This window comes from Acuticoccus kalidii, assembly GCF_021556395.1.
Lineage (GTDB): Bacteria > Pseudomonadota > Alphaproteobacteria > Rhizobiales > Amorphaceae > Acuticoccus > Acuticoccus kalidii.
Genome location: NZ_JAKGCS010000036.1, coordinates 258,503 through 284,897 on the forward strand (window position 1 = coordinate 258,503; position 26,395 = coordinate 284,897).

Genomic DNA, 26,395 nt, shown 5'->3' on the forward strand with positions numbered 1-26,395 from the left:
CTCAGCCCGCCGCCACCTCCACCCATGCGCCCCGCTCGGCCGATTCGAGGAGCGCGTCGATGAGGAGCTGCGTTCTCAGCCCGTCCCGCCCGTCGACCGCCGGAGCGCGGCCCTCGCCGATCGCAGCGGCGAATTCGGCGTGCACCGCGCGATGCGCCTCGGACGAGAACGCCATCGGGTCGGCCCCGCCGCCGGTCGCCGCTTCTTCGCCGAACGTTTCCTGACGGCCGTCCGCCCAATCGACGGTGAGGAGGGCGCCGATGAGGCGGGCGACGCCCTTTTCCCCGATCAGCGTGATTTCCTCGCTGTGCCCCGGATGGCACGCGGTGGTCGCCATCAGCGTGCCGACACCACCATTCGACAGGCGCAGCGCGGCGCCGACATAGTCTTCGCACTCCATGCTGTGGATCGCGGTCGTCGTCGCGGCGGCGCTCACGGCGGCGATCCCGCCCGCGACGGCGCGGAAGACGTCCAGCGTATGGATCGCCTGGGTGATCAGGACGCCGCCGCCATCGCGCGCCATCGTGCCCCGGCCGGGCTCGTCATAATAGGACTGGGGACGCCACCACGGGATGATGCAGGTCGCGGCCGTCACCTTGCCGAGCGCGCCGGATTCGACGAGCCGGGAAAGCGCCGACGACGCCACGCGATAGCGGTGCTGGAAGACGATGCCGAGCCGCCGGTCTTCCGCCTCGGCGAGCTCCACGAGGGTGCGCGCCTCCGCGCTCGTCAGCGCGAGCGGCTTTTCGAGAAGGACGTGTTTGCCGGCGCGCAGGAACGCCGAGGCGATCTCGCCGTGCGAGGGCGGCGGGGTGAGGATGAGCGCGGCATCGATCGTCGGATCGGCGATGAGGGCGTCGAGATCGTCCACCGTCTTGAAGCCGCGGCTGGCGGCCTCGGCCCGTCGCGCCTCGGAGCGGCTATAGGCGCCGGCGACCTCGTAGGTGTCGGACAGGTCGTGGAGCGCCTCTGCGTGGGGGGCGAAGGCCATGCCGGTGCCGACGATCGCGATGCGGTATGTCATTCTTGTTGTCTCCGAGCGTGCGGGCGGAACGTCCTCGCGGGACGACGATGGGATGGAGCGTTCCGCCGAGGCAACCCCCGGCGGGGTCGATCATTTGCGCCGGGCGGCGAGAAAGGCGCCGACGCGCTCTTTCTTCTCGGCGGTGTCGAGGACGAGGGAGGCGAGAAGGCGCTCGGTGCGGAAGGTCTGGGCAAGGTGGCCTTCGCTGGCGCTCCACAGGATCTCGCGCGCGAAGCGGATCGACGGGGCACTGCGCTCGGCGATCGCGGCGCCGATCTCGAGGGCCGTCGGCACCACCGCGTCTGCGGGCACGGCGCGCGCGGCGATCCCCGTCTCGCGCGCTTCGATCCCGGACAGGACGCGGCCGGTGAGGGCGAGGTCCGTCGCGATCGCGCGGCCGGCGAGGGCGATGATGCGCTGCGTTCCCTGCTGGCCGGGAATGACGCCGATGCCGGTTTCGGGCAGCGAGAAGCGGGCGTCCTCGGCGGCGACGATCATATCGCAGCCGAGGGCGAGCTCGAAACCGCCGCCGACCGCATGACCGCGCACCGCCGCGATGACGGGCTTTTGCCGGCGGGTCAGTTTGTCATGACCTTCGAGCCAGTTGCCGAGGACGGCGGCGATCGCCTCGCGGGTGTCGATATCGCGCAGATCCGCCCCGACGCAGAAATGCCGCTCGGTGCCGGACAGCACCATCGCCTTGACCGCGTCGTCCGCCTCCGCCGCGTCCATCGCGCCGAGGAGAGCGGCGACCATCTCCTCCGAAAGCGGATTGCCGCGGTCGGGGCTCCCGATCATCTTGATGTGGGTGACGGCGGCGCGATGCTCGACCTCGATATGGCTCATGCGCCGGCGGCCGAAATGGTGGCGATGGACGCACGCGCGCCGACCGCACGCCCCGTGACGGAACGTTGCATCAAAGTCCTCCCTCAGACACTCGACAGGCGTCGATCATTGTGACTAGATCGATCTAATTGCCGGCGAGTATGGGTCACACCCGAAGCGTGCGCAAGCGCGCGGCCCATCCGGCGGAGCAAAAAACACGATAGGGAGATAGCCCGTGGATCTCGTCCAGGATGAGGATCGCGCCGGCCGACAGGCGATGATTGAGCGGATGGTGCGATCGTTTGCGCAGGACCATGTCCGCCCCCGCGCCGAAGAGCTCGACGAAACAGAAGCCTTTCCGCAGGATCTTTACGAGGAAATGGCCCGGCTCGGCCTCTTCGGCATCACTGTGCCGGAAGACCTCGGCGGGGCTGGGGCCGATTGCGTGACCTACGCGCTCGTCATGGAGGAGCTGTCGCGCGGCGCGGCCGCCGTCGCCGATCAGTGCGGCCTCGTCGAGCTCGTCGCGACGCTCTTGTCGGAGCATGGGACGCCGGCCCAGCAGGAGCGCTATCTGAAGCCGCTCCTCGCATTCAAGAAACGCTGCGCCTACGCGATCACCGAATCGGAAGCGGGGTCGGACGTGTCCGGCATTCGCACCACCGCGACGCGCACGGACGATGGCTGGCGCCTCGATGGCGGCAAGCTGTGGATCCACAACGCACCGATCGCCGATTTCGCCGTCGTCCTCGCGCGGACCGATCCGTCGGCCGGGCATCGCGGGATGAGCATCTTCATCGTCGACGCCGACAGTCCGGGTTATTCGGCCGGCCCGAAAGAGCACAAGATGGGTCAGCGCGCGAGCCAGGTCGGCGGGCTCACCTTCGACGGGATCGCGCTGTCCAAGGATGCGCTCCTCGGCGAGGAAGGGCGCGGCTTCTACATGATGATGAGCGTCCTCGACAAAGGCCGCATCGGCATCGGCTCCCTCGCCGTCGGCATCGTGGCCTCGGCGCTCGAGGAAAGCCTCGACTATGCCCGCACGCGCCGCCAGTTCGGCGAGCCGATCGGCTCCTTCCAGGGCGTCCAGTGGATGATCGCCGACATGGCCAAGGATGCGCACGCCGCGCGCCTCATGGTCCGCGACGCGGCCGAGCGGATGGACCGGGGCGAACGGGCGACGACCGAGTGCTCGATGGCGAAGTGCTTCGCCGGCGACGCGGCGGTCGCCCACACGCAAAATGCCGTCCAGATCCATGGCGGTATCGGCTATATCCGTGGCACTGTCGTGGAGCGGCTCTATCGCGACGCCAAGATCACCCAGATCTACGAAGGCACGAACCAGATCCAGCGGATGATCATCGCCCGCAATCTCCTCGCGGGGAAGTGAGATGACGGCCAGCAAGGGCGTCGCGCTCGTCACGGGCGCGGCACGCGGGATCGGTCAGGCGATCGCCTTCGCGCTTTCCGAACGCGGCTTCGACATCGTCGCCAACGACCTCGCCGAGGATACGCTCGGCGAAACGGTGGCCGGGGTGGAGGCGCGCGGGGGACGCGCCGCCGCCGTCGTCGCGGACATCGCCGATGTCGACGGACACGATGCTTTCCTGGACGCAGTCGCCGCGCCGTTCGGCGTGCCGACATCGCTCGTCAACAATGCCGGCATCTCGGTGAAGGTGCGGGGCGATATCCTCGACGTGACGCCGGAGAGCTTCGACCGGCTGATCACGGTCAATCTGCGCGCGCCGTTCTTCCTCACCCAGGCGCTCGCCAAGCGGATGCTCGCCGTCGCGGACGAACGGGCGCGATCGATCATCACCGTGTCCTCGGCCAACGCGTTCATGGCTTCGCCCGACCGGGCGGAATATTGCATCTCGAAGACCGGCCTCTCGATGATGACGAAGCTCTACGCGCTGCGTCTCGCCGAAGCCGGGATCGGCGCCTACGAGATCCGCCCCGGCGTCATCCGCACCGACATGACGCGCGTCGCCGCGCCCCGTTATGACGCGCTGTTCGAGAACGGCTTCACGCCGCAAAATCGATGGGGCGAGCCGGCCGATGTCGGCCGCGCGGCGGCGATGCTCGCGGCGGGCGATCTCGCCTTCTCCACCGGCGAGGTGGTCCATGTCGATGGTGGGCTCCACATCGCGCGGCTGTGAGGCGGGCACCGCGCGGAGGATGGCGTTGGAATAGCGTTTCGCAGCGGGTGCGGGCGACGTGGAATCGCGTAGACTGGCGGCGCGGGGCTCCCGGCGATCGGGGCTCGCCGCTGGCCGCCTGGCCGGTGCAGCATGACGTTCCATCATTGGGGACCGAGGGATGACGGACGATCCGGCGGGAAAGCCGCCGCGGCAAAGGGTTCGTTTGCTCGAAGTGGCGGAAGAGGCGGGCGTCTCTCGGGCGGCCGCATCGCTCGCGCTGCGTCATCACCCCTCGATCCCGGCGGCGACGCGCCAGCGCATCGAAGCGGCGGCCCGCAAGCTCGGCTATGTCTATAATCGCGGCGCGGCGAGCCTCAGGACGGCCTCGACCCACACCGTCGGCATTATCGTCCACGATGTGACCAACCCTTATTTCGCCGAGATCGTCGCCACGATCCAGGACGAGATGAGCGCCAGCGGGCGCGTCGTCCTCTTCGGCAACACGCAGGAATCGCCGGAGCGGCAGCGCGAGTTCATTGACACCTTCCGCGAATATAACGTCGACGGCATCGTCCTTTGCCCCGCCGCTGGCACGGACCCGGAGGACATTCGCACCGTGCACCGGAGCGGTCTGCCGGTCGTCCTCTTCTCGCGCGATCTTCCCGAGCTGTCGGTCGACTATGTCGGCGGCGCGAACCGGGACGGGATGCGGCTCATCACCGAGCATCTCGTCGCGCTCGGCCATCGCCGGATCGCGATGATCGGCGTCAACGAGACGATCGCCACCGGCCGCGACCGCCTTCGCGGCTACGAGGACGCCCTTCTGGCGGCGGGGATCGAACCCGATCCCGCCTTGATGGTGACGGGCCCGGCGACGCGCATGTTCGGCATGGAGGCGATGTCCCGTCTCATGGAGCGCGATGTCGGGATCACCGCGGTCGCCGCCTTCAACGACGTGCTCGCCTTCGGCGCGATGCTCGGCCTTCGCCAACGCGGCTTGGAGCCCGGCATCGACGTGTCGGTGACCGGCTTCGACGATCTCACCGAGGCGCGCATGTGGAGCCCGCAGCTCACCACGGTGGGCTTCAGCCGCGAGGCGCTCGGCCAGGGCGCGGCCTCTCTTCTCAGACGGCGCATCGCCGCGCCGGACGCTCCGCCCCAGCGGATCGTCATCGACACGACGCTCACGATCCGGGCGAGCAGCCAGTTTTTGCGCGAGGCGGTCACCGGCCCCGCGTGAGGCGCGGCGGAGAGGCGGCGCGCGGCCTCACTCGGCCGGGCCGGCGGGACGCGTTCCGGCCGCGAGCTCCGGCCGCTGCCAGGAGGCGGCGTCGGACTTGATCCGCTCGAGCATCGTGCCGGCGACGCGCGCGCATTGCTGGCGCATCGCCTCGGGAATCGTTTCGTAGAGCGCACCGACCGAGAGACCCCCGACCGCGAAGAGGCCTTCATTGCGAGCGCCATCAGGTGCGAGCGCGGTCGCGTCGGCGGCGATGTCGACCCCGAGCCGGGCGGGGCCGGGCCGGATCATTCCAGCCTCCATCATGCCGCCGAGCAGCGGGAGGGCGGCGATCGTGCGGGCCGGACCGGGGCAGAGGATGACCCGCGCGAACGACGCCCGACGGGTCTCATGCGACCCGCGCGGCCTGACGGTGACGTCGATGCGGCTGTTCGCGACCTCCATCGCGGTGATCGTACCGGCGAGGATCCGCAGGCGGCCGCTCGCCCGGCACGCGTCGATCACGGCGCCCGCCTCAGGCGGGATGCGGTGGCGGTGGGACTTCCAAAAGGGGCGCAGATGGCGCAACGCGCGCAATTTCTCGGCAGCGCTCAGCGATTGCCAGAGCGTCGGGACGGACAGAGCCGTGCCGTCGATCACCGGGCGCCAGTCTTCCCCATTTCCGGCGGCATCCGCGACCGCATCGCGCACCATGCGGACCATGGGGAGAAGGCCGGTCGCGGGCCTTAGTCCGGGCGGCGGCTTCGCCTCGCCGGCGACGGGCTGATGTGCGAGCGGGGCGAGCCCGTGCCGCGAGATCGCGGTGATCGGCCCCTGATGGCCCGCGGCGTTGAGGAGAAGGACCTGATCGGCCATCGACGGGCCGGTCCCGACGATGAGGACGGGATCGCGCTCGTCCATCTGCGCCAAGGCGCCGGGGGCGAAAGCGGTGACGATCGGCCGGCCGGATGCTGCCCGCGGCCTCCGCCGGGTGAGCCCCGTTGCGAGGGCGACCTGGCCGGCGGCTAAAGTCTCGCCCGATCCGAGTTCGATCCGGTAGCCCACCCGATCGGGCTGCACCGCCGTCACGTCGCTTCGGACGAGGCGGAACGCCGCCGACGACAGCGCCGCGGCGCTGGCGAGCGTCTCTTCGAGATACTGCCCATAGAGCTCGCGAGGAATATAACTGTCCGGTCGATAGATGGCGCCGATATGGAAGCGGCGGCGAAACAACCACTCGACGAGATGATGCGGCTGATCGGCCCGGACGCTCATTTCCCTCACGGAGCGATCGAGCTTGAGACAGGGGGTGCCGATCCCGTAGGCCGGGCCTTGGCCGGGCGCGCCGGATCGCGAGACGAGGGTGACACCGACGTCGCCGCCGCCGCGCGTCAGGAGGGCGACCGCGAGAGCGGTTCCTGCAAAGCCTGCGCCGATGATCACGATGTGCACGATAGCGCTCTCTCTTTTCGCCAGAGCCGGACAGTGCGGTCCATCCTCGCAGCGAAAGCGTGCCCGAAGCTCGCTCGGCTGACACCGCCGGTCGCGCCGGGCGGCGATCAATCGAGACGACGCCGAGCCGATCGCAGGAGGATGTCCGCCGCTTCGATCGGCTGACCGGGCCGAATGGTTCGGCCGACACGCGAATTTGACGAGCCCGGCTCGGCGCGGCGCGGGCCTGTTCCGCTATTTATAGTTCTTTGAATGAAAATGAGTGGAGGGCGAACGATCGCGTCCGCCCTGCGTTTTCCGACCATCTCGCACGGCTCCGGGAGCGCTGCGGCTGCCCGGCGAGGCCATCGCCGACCGCCGCGCTCCCTTCGTCCTGCCTGTTGCCCCAACGTGAAGGACATCCGATGAGAACGGACCTTTCGATCAATGGCGAGCATTTCAGTCTCGAGGCGGACCCGCGCACGACACTGCTCGACGCGCTCCGTCATCATCTTCATTTAACGGGTACGAAAAAGGGATGCGATCACGGTCAATGCGGGGCGTGCACCGTCCTCGTAAACGGCCGCCGCATCAATTCCTGCCTGACGCTCGCCTGCATGCACGATGGCGATGCGATCACCACCATCGAGGGGCTCGGCGTTCCAGGCCAGCTTTCGCCGCTGCAGGAGGCGTTCGTCGAGTTCGACGGCTATCAGTGCGGGTACTGCACTCCCGGACAGATCTGTTCGGCGACCGCGATGCTCGACGAGGTCAAGGCCGGCTGGCCGAGCCATGTGACCGAAGACGTCAACGACATGCCGAAGCTGACCGAGGCGGAGATCGCCGAGCGGATGAGCGGCAATCTGTGCCGCTGTGCCTGTTATCCGAACATCGTCGACGCCATCATGGACGTTGCCGAGGGAGGCCACAAATGAAGGCGTTCGACTATGTGCGCGCCCCCTCGCCAGCCGAAGCGAGAGCCGCAGCGCGAGGTGCCGGCGCGGCCTTCATCGCTGGAGGCACCAATCTTCTCGATCTCATGAAGCTCGAGGTGATGGCGCCGGCAACGCTCGTCGACATCAACCGGCTCGACATGAAGACGATCGAGACGACCGACGAGGCCGGGATGGCGATCGGCGCGCTCGTCACCAACTCCGATCTCGCCGTCGATCCGACGATCCGGGAGCACTATCCGGTCCTCACCAAGGCGATCGTCGCCGGAGCGAGCGGGCAGCTTCGCAACAAGGCGACGACCGGGGGCAATCTCCTGCAGCGCACGCGCTGCCCGTATTTTTACGACACCAGCCAGCCCTGTAACAAACGCGAGCCCGGCACCGGGTGCGGCGCGATCGGCGGCTTCACGCGGATGCACGCCATTCTCGGCGGCAGCGACCATTGCATCGCGACCCATCCGAGCGACATGGCCGTCGCCCTGATGGCGCTCGGCGCCGACGTCGAGATCGAAGGGGAAAGCGGTATGCGGCGCGTTCCGCTCGACGAGTTTTACCGTTTGCCCGGAGATACGCCGCACATCGAGACGGTGCTCGAGCCGGGCGACCTCATCACCCGCGTGATCCTGCCGCCCTCGCCGGGCGGGCGTCAGACCTACCGCAAGGTGCGCGACCGCGCCTCCTACGCCTTTGCCCTCGTCTCCGTCGCCGCGGTCGTGGTGATGGACGGCGACGTGATCGACGAGGTGGCGCTCTCCTTCGGTGGTCTCGCGCCGAAGCCTTGGCGCGATTTCGCCGTCGAGGACGTGCTGACCGCAAAGCCGGTGACGCCGGACCTCTTCGACGAGGCCGCCGACGTCCTCCTCGCCAACGCGGCGGGGGCAGGGGAGAACGATTTCAAGATCCCGCTGGTCCGCCGCACGCTCGCCGCGGCACTCGCAGACGTGACGGGAGGCTTCTGATGAACATTCGCTTCAAATTTGACGAGCCGGACACGCGCCACCGTCTCGACCAGATGTCGCAGGACATCATCGGCAAGGCCTTCGACCGGCCGGACGGGCCGATGAAGGTGTCCGGGCAGGCGACCTACGCCGCTGAATGGGAGGTCGACCGTCTCGCCCACGGCGTCCTCGTGCGCGCGCCCGTCGCGCGTGGCCGGTTGAAGAGCCTCGGCATCGAGGCGGTGAGCGCGATGGACGGCGTCATCGCGGTTCTCACCGGCGAGCGGTTCTTGCGTGTTCCGGCGCAGGGGACCGAGAACACCGCGCCCCATCAAGGCGCGTCGGACATCTATTATCACGGCCAGCCGGTCGCCCTCGTGGTCGCCGAGACGTTCGAGGCGGCCCGTCACGCCGCCCACCATTTGGCGCTCGAGATCGAGACCAGCGGGCCCGCCCCGGTCGATCCGGAGGCGAGCGACACGGTGCGCGAGGAGACCGACCGCTCGAGCCAGGGCGATCTCGATCGCGCGATGGCGGAGGCCGCGCACACCGTCGACGTCACCTATCGCACGCCCGGCCACAACAGCGCCGCGATGGAGCCGCACGCCGCGATCGCCCAGTGGGACGGGGACGAGCTGACCCTGCGCGGTGCCTATCAGATGCTGAAATTCAACCGCAACGAACTCGCCGATTCGCTCGGCATTCCGGCCGAGAAGGTGCGCATCCTCGCGCCTTATGTCGGCGGGGGTTTCGGCTCCAAGCTCGGCATCTCGCACGAGGGGGTCGCCGCCGCGCTCGCCGCGCGCGAGATCGGCCGGCCGGTGAGCGTCGTCCTCTCGCGGCAGCAGGTGTTCGAAACGACGATCCGCCGCTCGGAGTCGCGTCAACGGATCCGTCTCGCCGCCGGCGAGGACGGGCGCCTCACCGGGATCGGGCATGAATATCTGGTCTCGAACCTTCCCGAGGAGGATTTCGCCGAGCCGGTCGCCCAGGCGACGCCCTTCCTCTATGCCGGCGAGCATCGCGAGGTGGTGGAGGAGCTTGCGCGGGTCCATCGGCTGCTCGCGGGCTCGGTGCGCGCGCCCGGCGAGGCGATCGGCGTCACCGTCCTCGAGAACGCGATGGACGAGCTTGCCGAAAAGGTGGGGCTCGACCCCGTCGAACTGCGTTTGCGGAATATCCCGGACGTCGATCCGTCGAGCGGCAAGCCGTATTCCTCGAACCGGCTCGCGGATTGCCTCGTCCACGGCGCGGAGCGCTTCGGCTGGGACAATCGCAACAAGGAGCCCGGCAGCGAGCGGCATGGGGAATGGCTCATCGGCCAAGGCATGGCCTCGGCCGTCCGCGTCAACATGCTGGCGCCGGCGGAGGCGCGGGTCCGCCTCTCGCCGGAAGGCGACGTGACGATCGAGACCGATATGACGGATATCGGCACGGGCACCTACGCGATCCTCACTCAGATCGCCTCCGAGATGCTCGGCATCGTGCCCGACCGGATCGAAACGCGCCTCGGCGACACGGACTTTCCGCCGGGCCCCGGCTCCGGCGGCTCATGGGGGGCGGCCTCGACGGGGACGGCCGTCTTCATCGCCTGCGAGGAGATCCGCCGGCGGATCGCAAAGCGCGTCGCCGTCGCGGAGACGGATCTCACCCTCGTCGACGGCCACGCGATCACCGACAATCGGAAGATCCCGCTCCCGGAAATCCTCGCCGGCGTGGCGATCGATGTCGTCGGCGAGCTTGAGCCCGGCAAGGCGCAGAAGGCCCGCCGCCAGGCGACATATGGCGCCTATTTCGCCGAGGTCGCCGTCAATGCCGTGACCGGGGAGACGCGGGTGCGCCGGATGCTCGGCGTCTTCTCGGCCGGGCGCATCCTCAACGCGAAGACGGCGCGGTCGCAGTGCCTCGGCGGGATGACGTGGGGCATCGGTATGGCGCTCACCGAAGCGCTCGTCCACGATGCGCGCGATGGGCATCTCATCAACCACGACCTCGCCGAATACCACATCCCCGTCAACGCGGACGTGCCGCAGATCGAGGTCGACCTTCTCGACGAGCGGGATGATTGGGCGAACCCGCTTCAGGCGAAGGGGATCGGTGAGCTCGGCATTTGCGGGGCGGCCGCCTCCGTCGTCAACGCGATCTACAATGCGACCGGCGTCAGGGTGCGCGACTATCCCGCCACCCTCGACAAGGTGCTCGCCGGCCTGCCTTGAGCCGGCCTCGCCGCGAGGGGACGCCCGGCCATGGTGCCGGGCGTTTTCCTATCGGTCCGACGTTTCCCAGCGTGGGTTGATCCAGGGGGCGCGTTCATCGCGCGCGAGCGGCGACTTGCCGAGAATGTGGTCGGACGCCTTCTCGCCGACCATGATCGAGGGGCCGTTGATGTTGCCGTTGGTGATCCGCGGAAAGATCGACGAGTCAGCGAGGCGCAGATTGTCGATGCCGATCACGCGGCATTCGGGATCGACGACGGCCATCGGGTCGTCCGCTCGTCCCATCCGGCAGGTGCCGCACGGATGATAAGCGCTCTCGGCGTGCTCGGCGACGACGGCGTCGAGCGCGTCGTCGGTGGTGAGGTCGGCGCCCGGCTGGATCTCACGCCCGCGATAGGGGGCGAAGGCGGGCTGGGCGAAGATTTCGCGCGTGACCCGGATCGCACGGCGGAAATCGGCGCGATCCTCCTCCGTGCTCAGATAGTTGAACCGGATGGTCGGCGCGGTTCGCGGGTCGGCCCCCGCGAGCCGGACTTCGCCGCGCGAGTTGGCGCGCATCGGGCCGACATGGACCTGATAGCCGTGCCCCTCCGCCGCCGCCTTCCCGTCATAGCGGACGGCGAAGGGAAGGAAATGAAACTGGATGTCGGGATAGGGAATGCCCGCGCGCGAGCGGATGAAGGCCGCGCTCTCGAACTGGTTCGACGCACCGAGACCCTTGCCGGTGAAGAGCCATTGCGCGCCGATCACGGCTTTGCTCACCAGGTTCCAGTGCTTGTAGAGGGTGATCGGCTGGGTGGAGGCCTGCTGGACGTAGAGTTCCAGGTGATCTTGGAGGTTGGCGCCGACGCCCGGCCGGTCGGCGACGACACCGATGCCGTTTTCCGACAGATGCGCGGCGGGCCCGATGCCGGAGAGCATCAGGAGCTTCGGCGAGTTGATCGACGAGGCGGCGACGATCACCTCGCGCCGCGCCCGTACGACCTCGACCTGTCCGCCGCGCTCGACCTCGACGCCGATCGCGCGGCCGTTGTTCATCACGATCCGCCGCACGAAGCAGCGCACGAGATCGACATTGCGGCGTCGCAGTGCCGGCCGCAGATAGGCGTTCGCGGTGGACCAGCGACGCCCCTTCCAGATCGTCGCCTCCATCGGCCCGAAGCCTTCCTGCTTCTCGCCATTATAGTCGTCCGTCGTCTCGAAGCCGGCCTCGCGGCCCGCGTCGACGAAGGCGCGGAAGAGGGGGTTGGTGCGCGGCCCGCGCGTGACGTGGAGCGGCCCGTCATGGCCGCGCCAGGTCGGGTCGCCGCCATGGCCGCCATCGTGCCAGGTCTCCATCCGGCGGAAATAGGGAAGGACGTCGGCATAGGCCCAGCCGCTCGCCCCGGCCTCGGCCCAGTGGTCGAAGTCCATCGCGTGCCCGCGCACATAGACCATGCCGTTGATCGAGGACGACCCGCCGATCACCTTGCCGCGCGGACACGCGAGACGCCGCCCGCCGAGATGCGGCTCGGGCTCGGACTGGTAGCCCCAGTCATAGCGCGACATATTCATCGGGATCGACAGCGCCGCCGGCATCTGGATCAGCGGCCCGCGATCCGATCCGCCATATTCGAGGACGAGCACGGACCGCGCGCCGTCCTCCGACAGGCGATAGGCTATCGCCGAGCCCGCCGACCCGGCGCCGATGATGACGAAATCAGCCTCCACGGTTCGCCCGCTCCTTGGTCTCGTCGCAACAGAGGGCGCCGAGGGGCGCCCGAACGCGTCTCAATAGGGGCAATCCACCGACCCCGTCGTTACGTGCACGCTCTTCACCTGGCTGTAGTGATCGATCGCGGCCCAGCCATTTTCCCGCCCGAGGCCGGACGCCTTCACCCCGCCAAAGGGGATTTCGACCGGCGTCAGATTGTATCCGTTGATCCACAGCGTCCCCGCGTCGAGCGCGGCGGCGACGCGGTGGGCGCGCGCGAGGTCTTTGGTGAAGAGACCCGCCGCGAGGCCGAACCCGGTACCGTTGGCGCGGGCGATCACCTCCGCCTCGTCCTCGAAGGTGAGGAGGGAGAGGACGGGGCCGAAAATCTCCTCGCGCGCGATCGTCATCGTGTCGGTGACGTCGGCGAAGATGGTCGGCTCGATCCATGCCCCGTTCGGGAAGCCCGCGACCTCGGGGATCCCGCCGCCGGTGAGGAGGCGCGCGCCTTCCTCCCGCCCCGCCTCGATATAAGACAGCACCTTCTCGCGCTGGGTGTGGGAGACGAGCGGGCCCATCTGGGTCGCCTCGTCGAGCGGATCGCCGATGCGGATCCGTTCGGTCCGGGCGACAAGGCGCTCGATGAACGCATCGCGCAGGCTCGCATGGACGAAAACGCGCGTGCCGTTGGTGCACACCTGGCCCGTCGAATAAAAGTTGCCGAGCATCGCGCCGGACACCGCGTCGTCGAGGTCCGCATCCTCGAACACGATGAGGGGCGACTTGCCGCCGAGCTCCAGCGTCGCCGGCTTCAGCCCTTCGGCGGCGGCCGTGTAGACCTTGCGCCCCGTCGGCACCGACCCCGTCATCGACACCTTGGCGACGAACGGGTTCGCGGTGAGGTTGGAGCCGACCGCGCTCGCCCCCTGAACGACGTTGAAGAGGCCGGCGGGAAGCCCCGCCTCGGTGAGGATCTCCGCGAGCTTCAACGCCGACAGGGGCGTCACCTCGGACGGCTTGAAGATCATCGCGTTGCCGCACGCGAGCGCCGGCGCCGCCTTCCATGCCGCGATCTGGATCGGATAGTTCCACGCCCCGATGCCGACACAGACGCCGAGCGGCTCGCGCCGCGTATAGGCAAAGTCGGCTCCGAGCGGGATCATCTGGCCGCCGATCGACGCGGCGATCCCGCCGAACCATTCGAGTGCGTCGGCCGCAGAGGCCGCGTCGGCGACCAGCGTTTCCTGGAGGGCCTTGCCGGTGTCGCGCGTCTCGAGGACAGAGAGTTCGCGATTGCGCTCGCGCAGCAGCGCCGCGGCGCGCAGGAGAACGCGGCCGCGTTCGACGCCGGGCCGGGCCGCCCAGTCCCGCCACGCCCCATCGGCCGACCGAACGGCCGCGTCGATCACCGCCTTGGTGGCTGCACGCAGGCGGGCAATCGGCTCCCCGGTCGCCGGGTCGTAACTCTCGAACGGCGTTCCGCCGTTGTCCTCCAACGGCGCGCCGGCCACATAGTGGCTCGCGTCCGGCTGCGCCATCTCTCGTGGGCTCGTCATCTCAGCTTGCGACATGTCGCACCTCGTCCTTGCGTCCGGCGCTGGCGAGAAGGCTGGCGAGCGAGTGCTCGACCATCGCCTTCGACCGCATTCTGTCGGCCCGTCCCGGCCCGAGGGCCTGGCGGATATAGACCCCGTCGATCAAGGCCGCGACCTCCTCCGCGATCCGGTTCGCCTCGGCGGGGTCGACGAGACGCTTCAGGCTCGCGAGGAGATTGGAATGGAGGCGGGCCATGTAGACGCGCAGAAGCCGCGCCGCCCCGTCCGAGGTCTGCGCCTTCACATAGAAAGCGAGCCAGGCCGCGACGACCTCCCTCGCATATTGCTGCTCGTCGAAGCTCGCATCGATGATCGCGTTGAGCCGGGCGAGCGGCCCGACCGCGCGGGCGAGGCGGGCGATGACATCACGGCGATAGCGGGTCAGAATTTCGCGCATTGCGGCGAGGAAGAGCTGTTCCTTGGAGCCGAAATAATGATGCGCCAGTGCCGAGGAGACGTTCGCGCGCTTGGCGACCTGGCTGACCGTCACGTCGAGCGAGCCGGTGCTTCCGATCTCGGTGATCGCCGCTTCGATGAGTGCGGCCCGGCGCAAATGCTGGACGCTGGGTCTGGCCATGCTGAGTTCCGTTTTCGACAGGCGGTTGCCATGCACCGACCATATGGGTTTTAATTGACTGGTCAATCAACTCATAAACGCGATTTTTCGCGACAACCCGTTGAGGAGATCTCTGATGCCCATCCGCACTCGCGCCGCCGCGCTCATTCTCGCGCTGGCGGCTCCCGCGACCGCGTACGCACAATGCGAGGACATCACGTTCTCCGATGTCGGCTGGACCGACATCACCGCGACGACCGCCGTCGCCGAAACGCTGCTCGACGCGCTCGATTATGATGTCGACATCAAGGTCCTGTCGGTCCCCGTCACCTACGCATCGCTCGAAAATGGCGATGTCGACGTGTTCCTCGGCAACTGGATGCCGACCATGGAAGGCGATATCGCCCCCTACCGCGAGCGCGGCACGGTCGAGACGGTGCGCGCGAACCTTGAAGGCGCGAAATATACGCTCGCCACCAACGCCGCCGGCGCGAAGCTCGGCATCAAGGATTTCGCCGATATCGCCAAGTTCGAGGACGAGCTCGACGGCGAAATCTACGGCATCGAGCCTGGCAATGACGGCAACCGTCTGATCCTCGACATGATCGACGCGAACACCTTCGATCTCGGCGATTTCGGCCTGCGCGAATCCTCCGAGCAGGGGATGCTCGCCCAAGTCGCCCGCGCCAGCGAGCGCGACGAGCCGATCGTGTTCCTCGGCTGGGAGCCGCACCCGATGAACGCCAATTTCGACCTTACATATCTCACCGGCGGCGACGACGTGTTCGGCCCCGATCTCGGCGGCGCGACGGTTTTCACCAACGTGCGCAAGGGGTTTATGGAGGAGTGCCCCAATGTCGGCGCGCTGCTCAAGAATCTCGTCTTCTCGCTCGACCTCGAGAACGAGATCATGGGCGCGATCCTCGATGACGGCGAGGATCCGGAGGACGCGGCCGAGGCCTATCTCAAGGCCCATCCCGAACTTCTCGAAGGCTGGCTCGAAGGCGTGACGACGCGCGACGGTGAGCCCGGCCTCGCGGCGGTGCGCGCCGACCTCGATTAATCCGACGGACGGAGGTGCCGTTGGCCCTTTTCGAAGATACGAAAATTCCCATCGATGACGCCGCGGAGGCGGTCTTTGCGTGGGCGAAGTCGAACGGGCGCGTCTTCTTCGACGCGCTCTCCGACGGGCTCGGCGGATTGATCGACACGATCCTCTGGGCGCTCGAAGCGGTCCCGCCGCTCGTCATCATTCTGATCGTGGTCGCGCTCGCCTGGCTCGTCCACCGCAACTGGAAGGTTCCGGCGCTCGCGGGCGTCGGGATGCTCTTCATCCTCAACCAAGGCTATTGGACGGAGACGATGGAGAGCTTGACGCTGGTCCTGTCGGCCTGCGTCGTCTGCATGGGACTCGGCGTCCCGATCGGGATCCTCGGGGCGCGCAAGCCGCGCTTTTACGCGGCGCTCCGCCCCATTCTCGACCTGATGCAGACGCTGCCGCCCTTCGTCTACCTCATCCCGGCGATCGTCTTTTTCGGCATCGGCATGGTGCCGGGGCTGATCGCGACGGTGATCTTCGTCTTGCCCGCGCCGATCCGGCTCACTCAGATTGGCGTCGCCTCCGCGCCCAAGCCGCTGATCGAGGCGGCGGAGGCGTTCGGGTCGACATCCTGGCAGCGCCTCGTGAAGGTCGAACTCCCGTGGGCCGCGCCGCAGATCATGGCGGGCCTCAACCAGACGATCATGCTGTCGCTGTCGATGGTGGTGATCGCCGCGCTCGTCGGGGCGGACGGGCTCGGCGTGCCGGTGGTGCGGGCACTCAACCGCGTCGACACCGGGCTCGGGTTCGAGAGTGGGATCGTCATCGTGGTCGTCGCGATCGTGCTCGACCGGCTGCTGCGCGTGGAACGGAGGGGCTCATGAGCGAGGCGATCGTCTTCGACAATGTGTCGATCATCTTCGGCGGTACGGCGGAACGCGCCCTCGCGCTCGCCGATGCCGGCCAGACGCGGGCGGAGATCCAGGCCGAGACCGGCGACGTTCTGGGCGTACACGACTGCTCGCTCACCGTGGAAGCGGGCGAGATCGTCGTCTTGATGGGCCTGTCGGGGTCCGGCAAGTCGACGCTCCTGCGCGCCGTCAACGGCCTCAACGCGGTGACGCGCGGGGCCGTGCGCGTCGATGGCGGGGAGGGGCTCGTCGACATGGCGAGCGCCGACGCCCGCACGATGCGGCGCATGCGCCGCTCGCGCATCGCGATGGTGTTCCAGCAGTTCGGGCTGATGCCGTGGCGCAACGTGACGGAGAATGTCGGCTTCGGGCTCGAAGTCTCCGGCATGTCCCGCGCCGAGCGGGAGGCGCGGGTCAGCGAACAGCTCGCCCTCGTCGGCCTCTCAGACTGGGCCGACCGGCGCGTCGGCGAGCTGTCGGGCGGGATGCAACAGCGGGTCGGCCTCGCCCGCGCCTTCGCGACCGAGGCGCCCATTCTCCTGATGGACGAGCCGTTCTCCGCGCTCGACCCGCTGATCCGCCAACGCCTTCAGGACGAGCTTCTCGACCTCCAGGCCCGGCTCAAGCGGACGATCCTCTTCGTCAGCCACGATCTCGACGAGGCGTTCCATATCGGCAATCGCATCGCCATCATGGACGGCGGGAAGATCGTCCAGGCGGGCACGCCGCAGGAGATCATCGCCAACCCGAAGACGCGTTATGTGGCCGATTTCGTCGCCAACATGAACCCGCTCCGCGTGTTGCGGGCCGAAGACATCATGCAGCCCGGAGCGACGGCGCCGGAGGATGCGCCGCGGATCGCGCACGACACGCCGGTTCAGGCGCTGATGGCCGAACAGCTCGCCGCCGACGGCACCGTCGCCGTCGAGGAGGGCGGCGCGGTGGTCGGCATGGTGACGGCGCGCGATGTTCTCACCGCGCTCACGAACGCCGACAAACGGCGGCCGGACGAGGACAAAGACGGCGACAAAGCCTGAAGCCGCTCCGCCTCAGGCCGTCGTTGCGATCGGCACCTCCGCCGTGTCGTCGACGTCGGTGACGAGCATGTGGCCCGGCGCGTGGGTGATCGCGAGTTCGAGACCGGCGTTGAGGATCACGCTCTGCGGGGTGACACCGCAGGCCCAGAAGACCGGAACCTCGCCCGCACGGGGGAGGACCTGGTCGCCATAATCGGGGCGGGCGATGTCCCCGATCCCGATCGCGGCCGGGTCTCCGACATGGATCGGAGCGCCGTGGGCGAGCGGATAGCGCGAGCAGATCTCGATCGTCTCGGTGACGCGATCTTCCGGGATCGGCCGCATCGAGACTACCATCGTCCCGTAGAAGGGGCCGGCGGGAAGGCAGTCGATCGTCGTGTCGAAGACCGGAACGGCCGTGCCGCTCTCGATATGGTGCATCGGTATCCCGGCCTCGAGCAGCGCGTGCTCGAAGGTGAAGGAGCAGCCGAGCGCGACGGCGACGAGATCACTCCGCCACAACGCCTTCAGATCGTCGACCTCGCCCTCGAGGACGCCGTTGCGGAAGACGCGGTAGCGGGGCAGGTCGGTCCGCACGTCGACGTCGGCGCCGAGGGTGCGGAACACCGGGTCGCCGGTATCGGTGATGCCGACGACGGGGCAGGGCTTCGAGTTCCGCTGGCAAAAGCGCAGAAAATCGAGGGCGTAGCGCTCCGGAAAAATGGCGAGATTCGCCTGGAGCTTTCCGGGCGCGAGGCCGGCGGTGTGCCAGCGATAATCCCCCCTGCGGATTGCGGCGCGTACCTCCGCCGCGGTGAGGCCTTCGAGCCTCGCAGCCGGATCCATTGGCATCGCGTCCATTCAATCCTCCCGTTTCCATGGGAAGGTTCGATCAGTTTGGTTTTCCAGTCAAATCGTCGCGAGGCGACACCGCCGGTGGCATTCGCGCTGAACCCGGCGCCGCCTCGCGAAACGGGGCGCTCCATGATGCCGGGCGCTCTTCCCCGACCGTGGCGTGCCATTATGTCATTTGTAAAAGGCGAAGTTGGTGAGACAATAGAACGTCCGTCAATTCACGACGGGTTGAAATAAAAGAATAAGACGTTGTCGTAAGAGGAAACGTTATGATCTACAAACTTTCCGTCAGTCGGCGGTCGTTTCTCCTGACGTCCAGTGCGGCAGCGGCCGGCTTGTCTGCGGGAATCCCGACCATGGCGGCCGCGCAGGCCGCTGAAGAACTGCCCGAATACGTCGCGTGGAAGAACCCCGCCTCGGTCATCGTCCATTCACCGCAGACGATCGAGACGACGCGCGAGGCGATCGGCGCGTCGTCGATCACGGCGTCCGATATTCTTTATGTCCGCAACAACCTGCCGGCCCCGCCGGAGGATATCGTCGCCGATCCCGACGTTTGGGAGGTCGCCTTCGAGGGCGTCGGCTCAGAGAGCACGATGACGCTCGGCGAGCTCAAAGGCTATGGCGTCGAGAACGTCGCGGCGGTCTTGCAATGCTCCGGCAACGGGCGCGCCTTTTTCGATCACGAGGCGAGCGGGACGCAATGGTCGGTCGGCGCCGCCGGCAACGTCTTCTGGACGGGCGTGCCCCTCGCGGCCATCGTCACCGCCCTCGGCGGGCCGGGCGAAGGCGCCGCCTTTCTGACCGCGACCGGCGGCGAGGCGCTTCCCGAGGGCCTCGATCCGCTGTCGATCATGGTCGAGCGCTCCGTGCCGCTCGACGCGTTGCAGAACGCCATCCTCGCTTACGAGCTCAACGGCGCGCCGATCCCCGTCGCGCATGGCGGGCCGGTGCGGCTGGTGGTCCCCGGTTATTACGGCGTCAACAACGTGAAATACGTCAAGAAAATCGCGCTGACGGCGGAGGAGAGCCAGGCCAAGATCCAGCAGAGCGGCTATCGCGTGCGCCCGGTCGGGGAGAGCGGCGGCCCGTCTCAGCCCTCGATGTGGCTGATGCCGGTGAAGTCCTGGGTGACGGCGCCGATCGAGGATACGGCGAGCGGCCGCGTCATCATCGAGGGTGTCGCCATGGGCGGGACCAGCGAGGTGACGGGCGTCGAGATCTCCACCGACGGCGGCGAGAGCTGGCAAGAGGCGACGTTCAGCGGCCCCGACCTCGGCCCCTTCGCCTGGCGTCCCTTCTCGATGCTCGCCGACCTCGCCCCCGGCACCTACGAGATCATGAGCCGGGCGACCAATGCGGACGGCGATACGCAGCCGGAGGACTTTCCGCCCAACGAACGCGGCTATGGCCACAACGGGTGGCGCGCGCACGGCGTGACGGTGACGCTCGCGTGAAATCGGTCGTTCTGATGGCGGCCAGCCTCGCCCTTCTCGGCGGGGCTTCGGCCGGTGCGGCGGAGGTCTCGCCGGAGATGCTCGCCGAAGGCAAGGCGGTCTTCACCGAGACGGCCGTTCCGAATTGCGGCATTTGCCATACGCTGGCCGATGCCGGAACGGCCGGCATGATCGGCCCCGTCCTCGACGATCTGAAGCCGGACACGGCCCGCGTCGAAAAGGCCGTCACGTCCGGCGTCGGCGTCATGCCCGCTTATGCCGAGACGCTGTCGGCGGACGAGATCGAGGCCGTCGCGCGGTATGTCGCGACGAGCTCGGGGGGCGAATGACGGGATCGCGGTGGCGGCTCAGCCGCCGTTGATCATCTTGTAGCGCTCGACACAGGTGGACAGCACTTCGTCCACCGGCCGCTTCCACCAATTCTCCTTCGAGAAGATCTCCACCTCCTGGTGGCGGTGGAAGCCGGCCCCCTCGATCATCGCGCGGATGCCGGGCAGGTCGATCACCCCGTCGCCCATCATCCCGCGATCGAGGAGGAGGTCGTTCGTCGGCACCAGCCAGTCGCAGATGTGGTGGGCGAAGATACGGTGTCCGGCCCGTGCGATCTGGTTCGCAAGGTCCGGGTCCCACCAGACATGATAGACGTCCACCGCGACGCCGACGCCCGAGCCGACTTTGTCGCAGATGTCGAGCGCGTGGCCGAGGGTGTTCACGCACGCCCGGTCCGCCGCGTACATCGGATGGAGCGGCTCGATCGCGAGGGCGACATTCTGGGCGAGCGCATACTCGGCGAGGGCGGCGATCCCGTCCTCCACCATCTGCCGCGCGCCGACGATGTCCTTCGAGCCTTTCGGAAGCCCGCCGACGACGAGAACGAGGCAATCCGCCTTCAGCGCCACCGCCTCGTCGACCGCGCGGCGATTGTCGTCGAACGCGGCGGCGCGGCCGGCGGCGTCGGCAGCGGGGAACATCCCGCCGCGGCAGAGGCCGGTGACGGTGAGGTCGTGCATCTCGACGAGCTTGGCGGCCCGGTCGAGGCTGATCTTCGCCACCTGATCGCGCCATGGGGCGATCGCGGTGATGCCGTGGCGCAGGCACGCCTCCACGGCTTCCTCCATGTCGCACTGCTCGCGGATCGTTGCGAGGTTGATGGACAGGCCGTCGAGCATCGAGAGTTCTCCTGATTGCGGTCCGATCGTTGACCCGGACCGGCTTATGGCGAAACGGCGTGGCCGGTCAGGCCGCCGCCTCCATGAGGCCGCGCAGATAGCCGAGCGCGCGGGCCGCGCACGCCTGTCCGTTCGGGGCGTAGACGAAAGGTTCGACCGCGATGTCGCCGCGATAGCCGGCGTTCTTCAAGGCGGCGAGGATGGGGGCGAATTTCATCTCGCCCTCGCCGGGGCCGCGGCGGTTCGGGTCGTTGAACTGGCAATGGGCGATGCGGCCGTTCGGGACGTGCTCGGCGATCAGCGCTTCGATCGGCTCCACCTCGGTGATGCCGGCGGCGGACGTGTCGAGCATCGTCCTGAGGTTCGGGCTCCCGATCTCCTCGATCAGCGTGATCGCCTCGGCGAAGGTGTTGATGTTGTTGGTCTCGCGCTCGGCGAGCGGTTCGACACAATAGGTGACGCCGGCGTCCTCGGCCGCGCGCGCGGCGGCGGCGAACGCCTCCAGCGTCCAACTCGTCTGGTCGCTCTCGAGGCCGGCCTGGATCATCCGCTGATGCGGCGAGCCGTGGACGAGGACGGGCCCGTCGAGGTCGGCGGCGAGGTAGCAAAGGTCCTGCATCACCGAGATGGTGTGCGCGCGGATCTCCGGGTCGGGGCTCGTGATCGACAGGCCCTCCGGGGCGACGAGGAGCCAGTGGAGCGAGGTGATCTTGATCCCCGCGTCCTCGACCTGCCGGCGGATCGCCCGGCGCTGGGCGACATCGAGAAGGTGCGGAGTCTCCGACAGGGTGAACGGCGCGATCTCGAGCCCGTCATAGCCGACCGCGGCGGCGAAGCTGCATTGGTCGGCGAAATCGAGTTCGCAGATCACTTCGTTGCACAAGGCTAGGCGCATCAATTCGGCTCCGCGGCAGCGCGATCGCTCCTGTTGCCGGTGACGAGGCGCGTGATGGAGCGTCGGACGATGGGGATGCTGGCGAGAATCGTCAGCAGGATGAGGATCGCGAATGTGACGCTGATCGGCCGCGTGATGAAAGGAGAAATATCGCCGTCGGACAATGTGAGCCCCCGGCGCAGATTCTTGTCGAGAAGATCGCCGAGAATGATTCCGAGAACGAGCGGGGCCATCGGATACTGCATCCGCCGCATGAGGAAGCCGATGATGCCGAACACCAGCATGACGACGACGTCGAACATGCGCAGCGTGATGGCGTAGGGGCCGATGACGCACAGCACGAAGACGATCGGCATCAGCCGCTCGCGCGGGATCCGCAACACGAAGAGGAGCGGGCGCGCCATCAGGATGCCGAAGATCGTGATCGCGATGGTCGCGAGGAGCAGCATCGCGACGACCTCGTAGACGAAGGTCGGCTGCTCGATCATGATCATCGGACCAGGCCGCACGCCGTGGATGAAGAGCGCGGCGATGAGGACGGCCGCCGGCGCGCTGCCCGGCACGGCGAGGGTGAGGGCGGGGATCAGCGCACCGGGGACGACGGCGCTGTTGCCGGTCTCGGCGGCGGTGAGCCCGTCGATCGAGCCGCTGCCGAACTGGGCCTTTTCCCGTGAGGTGCGCTTGGCGAGCGCATAGGAGGCCCATGCGCCGATATCCTCCCCGACGCCCGGAATGACGCCGACAAAGGTGCCGATCACGCCGGAGCGGACGGCCGTCCATTTCGTGCGCCAGATGTCGATGAAACGGGGGAAGATCCGGTCGACTTTGTTGGAGACGAGCTCGGCCTTCTTGTCGAACATCACCGTGAGGATCTCGGCGAAGCCGAACGCGCCGACCATCGCGGGAATGAGGCCGATGCCTCCGTTCAGCTCCGAGATGCCGAAGGTGAAGCGCACATGTGCGTGGATCCCCTCCATCCCGACCATCGCCACCATCAGCCCCAGAATGCCGGCGATGATGCCCTTGATCGGCTCACCCTGCGCGGTGAGCTGGCCGGAGATCACGATGCCGAACAGAGCGAGCCAGAAGAACTCATAAGAGCCGAAATCGAGCGCGACATTGGCGAGGAGCGGGGCGATGACGGCGAGGCAGACGATGCCGATGAAGGTGCCGATCGCCGAGCTGGTGGTCGCGATCGCCATCGCGTAGCCGGCGCGGCCCTGGCGGGCGAGGGGATAGCCGTCGAGCGAGGTCGCGGCGTTCGCCGGGGTGCCGGGGATGTTGAGGAGGATCGCCGAGCGCGAGCCGCCATAGATCGCGCCGACATACATGCACAACAGAATGAGGATCGCCTGCTCGGGCGGGAGTTTGTAGGTCAGCGTGGTGAGGAGCGCGACGCCCATCGTGGCCGTGAGGCCCGGCAGCATTCCGACGATGATGCCGAGCACCGTCGCCCAGGCGACATTGAAGAGCGAGGTGAGCGTGATGAGCCCGATCAGCCCCTCGAAGAGATACTGAAGTCCCTGCATTCGGGGCGCCCTATGGCAGGCGGACCAGGAAGAATTCCTGGAACACGTAAGCGGTGACGAGGCCGACGAGCGCGCCCTGAAGAAGCGCCGTCGCGAGGGCGATCAGGTGCCGGGCGGGCGAACGGTGGTGCCATTCGAACGCGGCGATGAAGACGGTCACGAAGATGGCTGTGGCGAGCCAGAAGGGCATCGAGCCGACGAGGACGAGCGGATAGACGAGGGTCAGCGCGAGGCAGAGGGCGAGGCGGCCGGTCGCGGCCCGCGTCTCGGGCGCGCGCAGCGAGAGGCCGGCGCGCGTGAGACCGCCGGCCTTCGCCGCGCCCACGAACAGGATCACCGAGCAGATTGCGAGCGCCACGCCGAGCGCCATCGGCACGAGGCCGGGAATGCTCGCCGGATGGATGCGCCGGATTTCGAGGCGGTCCATCGTGTAGCCGCCCCACAGCATGGCGAGGGCGAGAACGAAGAGGACGACGGCGGTGAACACGTCCGCGTGCGCCATCGTCAATGTTCTGGATCGATCGGTCTGGTCGTCCCGCGTCATAGGCTCCTATCCCGCGACAGAAGAGGGGCGGTGCGAGGGGCGTACCCCTCGCACGAACACGGTGAGGGCGTCAGGACGCCGGGCAGTCGATGCCGATCTCGGACGGATCGATCACCGCTTCGCCGCGCGTCACGCGCGAGCACGCCTCGGAGATGACGACGGGCATCGCCTTCTCGCGCGCGTCGTCGCCGAAGGCCGGGTCGAAGGTCGCGCCGCGGTTCTTCGCGTAGTCCTTGAGCTCCGGCGCATCCATGATCGCCTCCTGCCACACGCGGTCCATCGTGTCGTAGACCTCCTGCGGCGCGCCCGTCGGAATGAAGATGCCGAAATAGTCCGGCGCGACGTGCATCTCGACGGTCTCGGTGATCGACGGGATCGGGTCGATGCCTTCGATCTCGAGCGGCGCGCCGGAGAGGGCGACGAGCGGACGCAGCTTGCCGGCGCGGATCAGCTCGGCCTGCTCGGAGGCGAGCTGCGTCGTCACCATCGCCTCGCCGGAGGCGGCGGCGAGCACGGCGGGGTTGCCGCCGTCATAGGCGACCATGCGCGGATCGATGTCCTCGCCGAGCGCCTCGCGGATCGCGGCGAGCGCCATGCCGCCCGAGGAGTTGATGCCGGCGGTCGCGACGGTGATGTTCTCGCCGGACTTCATGGCCTCGACGAGCTCCTCGAAGGTCTGGAACTCGCTGTCGGAATTGACGCTGACGACGGGAACGTTCGCGATGTGGAGATAGATCCGATAGTCGTTGATATCGGTGTCCTCGACGAGGCCTGTCACCGCATAGGTCGCGTTGTTGGCGATCGCGTTGGCGGTCCAGGTGTAGCCGTCGCGCGGCGCGTCGAGCGCGGCGCGGGTGCCGATCGAGCCCGATGCGCCGGGCTGATTGACCACGACGACGGGCGTGCCCAGCACCTCCTCGATCAGCGGGGCGACGACGCGCGTCACCTGATCGGTGGAGCCGCCGGCCGACCAGGGCACGATGATGTTGACCGGCCGGTCGGGCTGCCAGGTGTCGTCGGCGAGGGCCGCGGGCGCGACGAGGATCGCCCCGGCGAGGGTCGCAAGAAGAACGCTCTTCATCCTTGGTCTCTCCTTCCCTTGGGTTGATGCGGGGTCCGTCTTTGGCGCGGACCTCCGCGGGTGTATCGGCCGGCGAGCGCCGGCGTCGGTCACGCCATGCCGTGGACAGCCATGACCTTTTTCATGCGGTCCGCCGCGACATCCGGGTCGCGCATAACGCGCGCCTTGTCGGCGAGGCGGAACAATTCGGCGAGATGCAGCGCCGAGCGGCCGCTCTGCTGGCCGCCGACCATGGTGAAATGATCCTGGAGGCCGTTCAGATAGGCGAGGAACACGACGCCGGTCTTATAAAACCGGGTCGGCGCCGAGAAGATGTGACGCGAGAGCGGGACCGTCGGCGCCAGCAGATCGAAAAAGCGGTTGTCGGAGCCCTCGCCGAGCGCGTCGAGCGCGGCGGACGCGGCCGGGGCGATCGCGTCGAAGATGCCGAGAAGGGCGTCGGAATAGCCTTCCTCGTCACCGGCGATCAGCTCGGCATAGTTGAAATCGTCGCCGGTATACATCCGCACCGAGGCCGGAAGCTGGCGGCGCATCTTGATCTCTTTCTCCTTGGACAGGAGCGAGATCTTGATGCCGTCGATCTTGTCGGCATGGGTCGACAGGACGTCGAGGCAGGTCATCATCGCCTCGTTGTGGTCGGCCGAGCCCCAATAGCCGTCGAGCGCGGGGTCGAACATCTCACCGAGCCAGTGGATGATCACCGGCTCCTTCACCTGCGACAGGATACGGTCGTAGACGGTGACGTAGTCGCCGGGCCCTTCGGCCGCCTTCGCGAGCGCGCGCGAGGCCATCAGGATGATCTGACCGCCTTCGCCTTCGACGAAGGAGACCTGCTCCTCATAGGCGCGGATCACGTCGTCGATCGTGACGTCCGGTCCGGGGGCGAGGTGATCGGTCCCGGTGCCGAACGCGATGCGGGCATTGCCGCGCGCCTTGGCGGCGGCCTGCGCCCGGCGGATCAGATCCTGCGCGTCTCTCCAGGAGAGGCCCATCCCGCGCTGGGCGGTGTCCATCGCCTCGGCGACGCCGAGGCCGAGATCCCAGAGATATTCCCGGAACGCCATCGTCCGTTCCCAGTCGATCGCGGGGGGATCGAGCCAGGGGTCGTGCTCCTGGAACGGGTCGGCGACGACATGGGCCGCGGCGAAGGCGACGCGGTTGAAATTGTGCTGCCCGCCATTGAGGAGCGCCGCAAAATCGAGCGGCTCGCCCGTGGTGTAGGGCTCCATGCGGCGGTCGGGGGTCGGAAGGTTCAGGGTTGCCATGGTTGGAATCGCGTTGTGTGCGTGGGGGGAGGCGGCGTCGCCG

24 protein-coding genes are annotated in these 26,395 nt (G+C 67.9%); 11 read left to right on the forward strand and 13 right to left on the reverse strand.

The genetic code is table 11. From position 1 onward, the window contains the following. Position 1: 1 nt before the first annotated feature. A complete protein-coding gene (locus tag L1787_RS22200; protein WP_235711298.1) occupies positions 2-1,024 on the reverse strand; it encodes a Gfo/Idh/MocA family protein in 1,023 nt (340 codons plus the stop codon). A gap of 90 nt (positions 1,025-1,114) precedes the next feature. Then, entirely contained in the window at positions 1,115-1,870 is a 756-nt protein-coding gene (locus L1787_RS22205) for an enoyl-CoA hydratase/isomerase family protein (RefSeq protein ID WP_235711299.1), read from the reverse strand. 256 nt (positions 1,871-2,126) lie between these two features. On the opposite strand from L1787_RS22205, the gene L1787_RS22210 reads away from it, so the two are divergent. From L1787_RS22210 to L1787_RS22220, 3 genes are all read left to right on the forward strand, one after another. After that, positions 2,127-3,239 carry an acyl-CoA dehydrogenase family protein gene (locus tag L1787_RS22210; RefSeq protein WP_255720754.1) on the forward strand — a complete coding sequence of 371 codons (1,113 nt, stop codon included), beginning with the start codon at positions 2,127-2,129 and terminating at the stop codon, positions 3,237-3,239. 1 nt (position 3,240) lies between these two features. Then, complete coding sequence (locus tag L1787_RS22215; protein WP_235711301.1) at positions 3,241-4,008, forward strand: 3-ketoacyl-ACP reductase; 768 nt, start codon at positions 3,241-3,243, stop codon at positions 4,006-4,008. Between the two features lie 160 nt (positions 4,009-4,168). Continuing rightward, positions 4,169-5,230, forward strand: coding sequence for a LacI family DNA-binding transcriptional regulator (locus L1787_RS22220; protein WP_235711302.1), 1,062 nt, complete (start codon positions 4,169-4,171; stop codon positions 5,228-5,230). A gap of 27 nt (positions 5,231-5,257) precedes the next feature. Here L1787_RS22220 and L1787_RS22225 read toward each other — a convergent pair whose 3' ends face one another. After that, positions 5,258-6,661, reverse strand: coding sequence for an FAD/NAD(P)-binding protein (locus L1787_RS22225; protein WP_235711303.1), 1,404 nt, complete (start codon positions 6,659-6,661; stop codon positions 5,258-5,260). Between the two features lie 404 nt (positions 6,662-7,065). Between L1787_RS22225 and L1787_RS22230 the strand changes: the two genes are divergently transcribed. From L1787_RS22230 to L1787_RS22240, 3 genes are read left to right on the forward strand one after another with little or no spacing between them, the layout of a single operon-like run. Continuing rightward, positions 7,066-7,575, forward strand: coding sequence for a 2Fe-2S iron-sulfur cluster-binding protein (locus tag L1787_RS22230; RefSeq protein ID WP_235711304.1), 510 nt, complete (start codon positions 7,066-7,068; stop codon positions 7,573-7,575). Continuing rightward, positions 7,572-8,552 (forward strand): FAD binding domain-containing protein, encoded by a 981-nt coding sequence (locus L1787_RS22235; RefSeq protein ID WP_235711305.1) that lies wholly within the window; start codon positions 7,572-7,574, stop codon positions 8,550-8,552. Before L1787_RS22230 ends, L1787_RS22235 begins: the two co-directional genes overlap by 4 nt. Continuing rightward, a complete protein-coding gene (locus L1787_RS22240) occupies positions 8,552-10,747 on the forward strand; it encodes a xanthine dehydrogenase family protein molybdopterin-binding subunit (RefSeq protein WP_235711306.1) in 2,196 nt (731 codons plus the stop codon). The genes L1787_RS22235 and L1787_RS22240 overlap by 1 nt, the downstream gene beginning before the upstream one ends. A 48-nt stretch (positions 10,748-10,795) precedes the next feature. Here the strand turns inward: L1787_RS22240 and betA are convergent, their stop codons facing one another. From betA to betI, 3 genes are read right to left on the reverse strand one after another with little or no spacing between them, the layout of a single operon-like run. Further along, entirely contained in the window at positions 10,796-12,457 is a 1,662-nt protein-coding gene (gene betA, locus L1787_RS22245) for a choline dehydrogenase (protein ID WP_235711307.1), read from the reverse strand. A 60-nt stretch (positions 12,458-12,517) separates the two neighbouring features. Next, positions 12,518-13,978 (reverse strand): betaine-aldehyde dehydrogenase, encoded by a 1,461-nt coding sequence (betB, locus tag L1787_RS22250; protein WP_235711928.1) that lies wholly within the window; start codon positions 13,976-13,978, stop codon positions 12,518-12,520. Positions 13,979-13,997: 19 nt separating this feature from the next. Next, positions 13,998-14,612 carry a choline-binding transcriptional repressor BetI gene (betI, locus tag L1787_RS22255; RefSeq protein ID WP_235711308.1) on the reverse strand — a complete coding sequence of 205 codons (615 nt, stop codon included), beginning with the start codon at positions 14,610-14,612 and terminating at the stop codon, positions 13,998-14,000. A gap of 115 nt (positions 14,613-14,727) precedes the next feature. Between betI and L1787_RS22260 the strand changes: the two genes are divergently transcribed. From L1787_RS22260 to choV, 3 genes are read left to right on the forward strand one after another with little or no spacing between them, the layout of a single operon-like run. After that, the gene (locus tag L1787_RS22260; RefSeq protein WP_235711309.1) at positions 14,728-15,654 is read left to right on the forward strand and encodes a choline ABC transporter substrate-binding protein; all 927 of its coding nucleotides are present in this window, start codon (positions 14,728-14,730) and stop codon (positions 15,652-15,654) included. Between the two features lie 20 nt (positions 15,655-15,674). Then, positions 15,675-16,514 (forward strand): choline ABC transporter permease subunit, encoded by an 840-nt coding sequence (gene choW / locus L1787_RS22265; protein ID WP_235711310.1) that lies wholly within the window; start codon positions 15,675-15,677, stop codon positions 16,512-16,514. Continuing rightward, complete coding sequence (choV, locus tag L1787_RS22270) at positions 16,511-17,578, forward strand: choline ABC transporter ATP-binding protein (protein WP_235711311.1); 1,068 nt, start codon at positions 16,511-16,513, stop codon at positions 17,576-17,578. Before choW ends, choV begins: the two co-directional genes overlap by 4 nt. Before the next feature lie 12 nt (positions 17,579-17,590). On the opposite strand, the gene L1787_RS22275 is transcribed toward choV, so the two are convergent. Next, a complete protein-coding gene (locus tag L1787_RS22275) occupies positions 17,591-18,418 on the reverse strand; it encodes a putative hydro-lyase (RefSeq protein ID WP_235711312.1) in 828 nt (275 codons plus the stop codon). A gap of 263 nt (positions 18,419-18,681) precedes the next feature. Here L1787_RS22275 and sorT point away from each other — a divergent pair, with 263 nt between their 5' ends. Next, positions 18,682-19,869 (forward strand): SorT family sulfite dehydrogenase catalytic subunit, encoded by a 1,188-nt coding sequence (sorT, locus tag L1787_RS22280; RefSeq protein ID WP_255720722.1) that lies wholly within the window; start codon positions 18,682-18,684, stop codon positions 19,867-19,869. Further along, positions 19,866-20,198 (forward strand): SorU family sulfite dehydrogenase c-type cytochrome subunit, encoded by a 333-nt coding sequence (sorU, locus tag L1787_RS22285; RefSeq protein WP_235711313.1) that lies wholly within the window; start codon positions 19,866-19,868, stop codon positions 20,196-20,198. The genes sorT and sorU overlap by 4 nt, the downstream gene beginning before the upstream one ends. An 18-nt stretch (positions 20,199-20,216) precedes the next feature. Here the strand turns inward: sorU and L1787_RS22290 are convergent, their stop codons facing one another. From L1787_RS22290 to L1787_RS22315, 6 genes are all read right to left on the reverse strand, one after another. Next, a complete protein-coding gene (locus L1787_RS22290; RefSeq protein WP_235711314.1) occupies positions 20,217-21,038 on the reverse strand; it encodes a sugar phosphate isomerase/epimerase family protein in 822 nt (273 codons plus the stop codon). 67 nt (positions 21,039-21,105) lie between these two features. Further along, a complete protein-coding gene (locus tag L1787_RS22295; protein ID WP_235711315.1) occupies positions 21,106-21,933 on the reverse strand; it encodes a sugar phosphate isomerase/epimerase family protein in 828 nt (275 codons plus the stop codon). After that, the gene (locus L1787_RS22300; protein WP_235711316.1) at positions 21,933-23,462 is read right to left on the reverse strand and encodes a tripartite tricarboxylate transporter permease; all 1,530 of its coding nucleotides are present in this window, start codon (positions 23,460-23,462) and stop codon (positions 21,933-21,935) included. The genes L1787_RS22295 and L1787_RS22300 overlap by 1 nt, the downstream gene beginning before the upstream one ends. 10 nt (positions 23,463-23,472) lie before the next feature. Beyond that, positions 23,473-24,006 (reverse strand): tripartite tricarboxylate transporter TctB family protein, encoded by a 534-nt coding sequence (locus L1787_RS22305; RefSeq protein ID WP_235711317.1) that lies wholly within the window; start codon positions 24,004-24,006, stop codon positions 23,473-23,475. 70 nt (positions 24,007-24,076) lie between these two features. Beyond that, the gene (locus tag L1787_RS22310) at positions 24,077-25,087 is read right to left on the reverse strand and encodes a Bug family tripartite tricarboxylate transporter substrate binding protein (protein ID WP_235711318.1); all 1,011 of its coding nucleotides are present in this window, start codon (positions 25,085-25,087) and stop codon (positions 24,077-24,079) included. Positions 25,088-25,176: 89 nt separating this feature from the next. Continuing rightward, positions 25,177-26,352 carry a dihydrodipicolinate synthase family protein gene (locus L1787_RS22315; protein ID WP_235711319.1) on the reverse strand — a complete coding sequence of 392 codons (1,176 nt, stop codon included), beginning with the start codon at positions 26,350-26,352 and terminating at the stop codon, positions 25,177-25,179. Positions 26,353-26,395: the final 43 nt, after the last annotated feature.

What these genes read in the sequence shown, in the direction of transcription:
- L1787_RS22290 (WP_235711314.1), bottom strand. Translation starts at nt 21,038, where the DNA reads ATGCTCGACGGCCTGTCCATCAACCTCGCAACGATCCGCGAGCAGTGC.
- L1787_RS22315 (WP_235711319.1), bottom strand. Translation starts at nt 26,352, where the DNA reads ATGGCAACCCTGAACCTTCCGACCCCCGACCGCCGCATGGAGCCCTAC.
- L1787_RS22220 (WP_235711302.1), top strand. Translation starts at nt 4,169, where the DNA reads ATGACGGACGATCCGGCGGGAAAGCCGCCGCGGCAAAGGGTTCGTTTG.
- L1787_RS22240 (WP_235711306.1), top strand. Translation starts at nt 8,552, where the DNA reads ATGAACATTCGCTTCAAATTTGACGAGCCGGACACGCGCCACCGTCTC.
- L1787_RS22235 (WP_235711305.1), top strand. Translation starts at nt 7,572, where the DNA reads ATGAAGGCGTTCGACTATGTGCGCGCCCCCTCGCCAGCCGAAGCGAGA.
- L1787_RS22295 (WP_235711315.1), bottom strand. Translation starts at nt 21,933, where the DNA reads ATGCGCCTAGCCTTGTGCAACGAAGTGATCTGCGAACTCGATTTCGCC.
- L1787_RS22210 (WP_255720754.1), top strand. Translation starts at nt 2,127, where the DNA reads ATGATTGAGCGGATGGTGCGATCGTTTGCGCAGGACCATGTCCGCCCC.
- L1787_RS22205 (WP_235711299.1), bottom strand. Translation starts at nt 1,870, where the DNA reads ATGAGCCATATCGAGGTCGAGCATCGCGCCGCCGTCACCCACATCAAG.
- sorT (WP_255720722.1), top strand. Translation starts at nt 18,682, where the DNA reads ATGATCTACAAACTTTCCGTCAGTCGGCGGTCGTTTCTCCTGACGTCC.
- L1787_RS22200 (WP_235711298.1), bottom strand. Translation starts at nt 1,024, where the DNA reads ATGACATACCGCATCGCGATCGTCGGCACCGGCATGGCCTTCGCCCCC.
- L1787_RS22310 (WP_235711318.1), bottom strand. Translation starts at nt 25,087, where the DNA reads ATGAAGAGCGTTCTTCTTGCGACCCTCGCCGGGGCGATCCTCGTCGCG.
- L1787_RS22215 (WP_235711301.1), top strand. Translation starts at nt 3,241, where the DNA reads ATGACGGCCAGCAAGGGCGTCGCGCTCGTCACGGGCGCGGCACGCGGG.
- betI (WP_235711308.1), bottom strand. Translation starts at nt 14,612, where the DNA reads ATGGCCAGACCCAGCGTCCAGCATTTGCGCCGGGCCGCACTCATCGAA.
- choV (WP_235711311.1), top strand. Translation starts at nt 16,511, where the DNA reads ATGAGCGAGGCGATCGTCTTCGACAATGTGTCGATCATCTTCGGCGGT.
- L1787_RS22230 (WP_235711304.1), top strand. Translation starts at nt 7,066, where the DNA reads ATGAGAACGGACCTTTCGATCAATGGCGAGCATTTCAGTCTCGAGGCG.
- L1787_RS22275 (WP_235711312.1), bottom strand. Translation starts at nt 18,418, where the DNA reads ATGGACGCGATGCCAATGGATCCGGCTGCGAGGCTCGAAGGCCTCACC.
- L1787_RS22260 (WP_235711309.1), top strand. Translation starts at nt 14,728, where the DNA reads ATGCCCATCCGCACTCGCGCCGCCGCGCTCATTCTCGCGCTGGCGGCT.
- betB (WP_235711928.1), bottom strand. Translation starts at nt 13,978, where the DNA reads ATGGCGCAGCCGGACGCGAGCCACTATGTGGCCGGCGCGCCGTTGGAG.
- L1787_RS22305 (WP_235711317.1), bottom strand. Translation starts at nt 24,006, where the DNA reads ATGACGCGGGACGACCAGACCGATCGATCCAGAACATTGACGATGGCG.
- L1787_RS22300 (WP_235711316.1), bottom strand. Translation starts at nt 23,462, where the DNA reads ATGCAGGGACTTCAGTATCTCTTCGAGGGGCTGATCGGGCTCATCACG.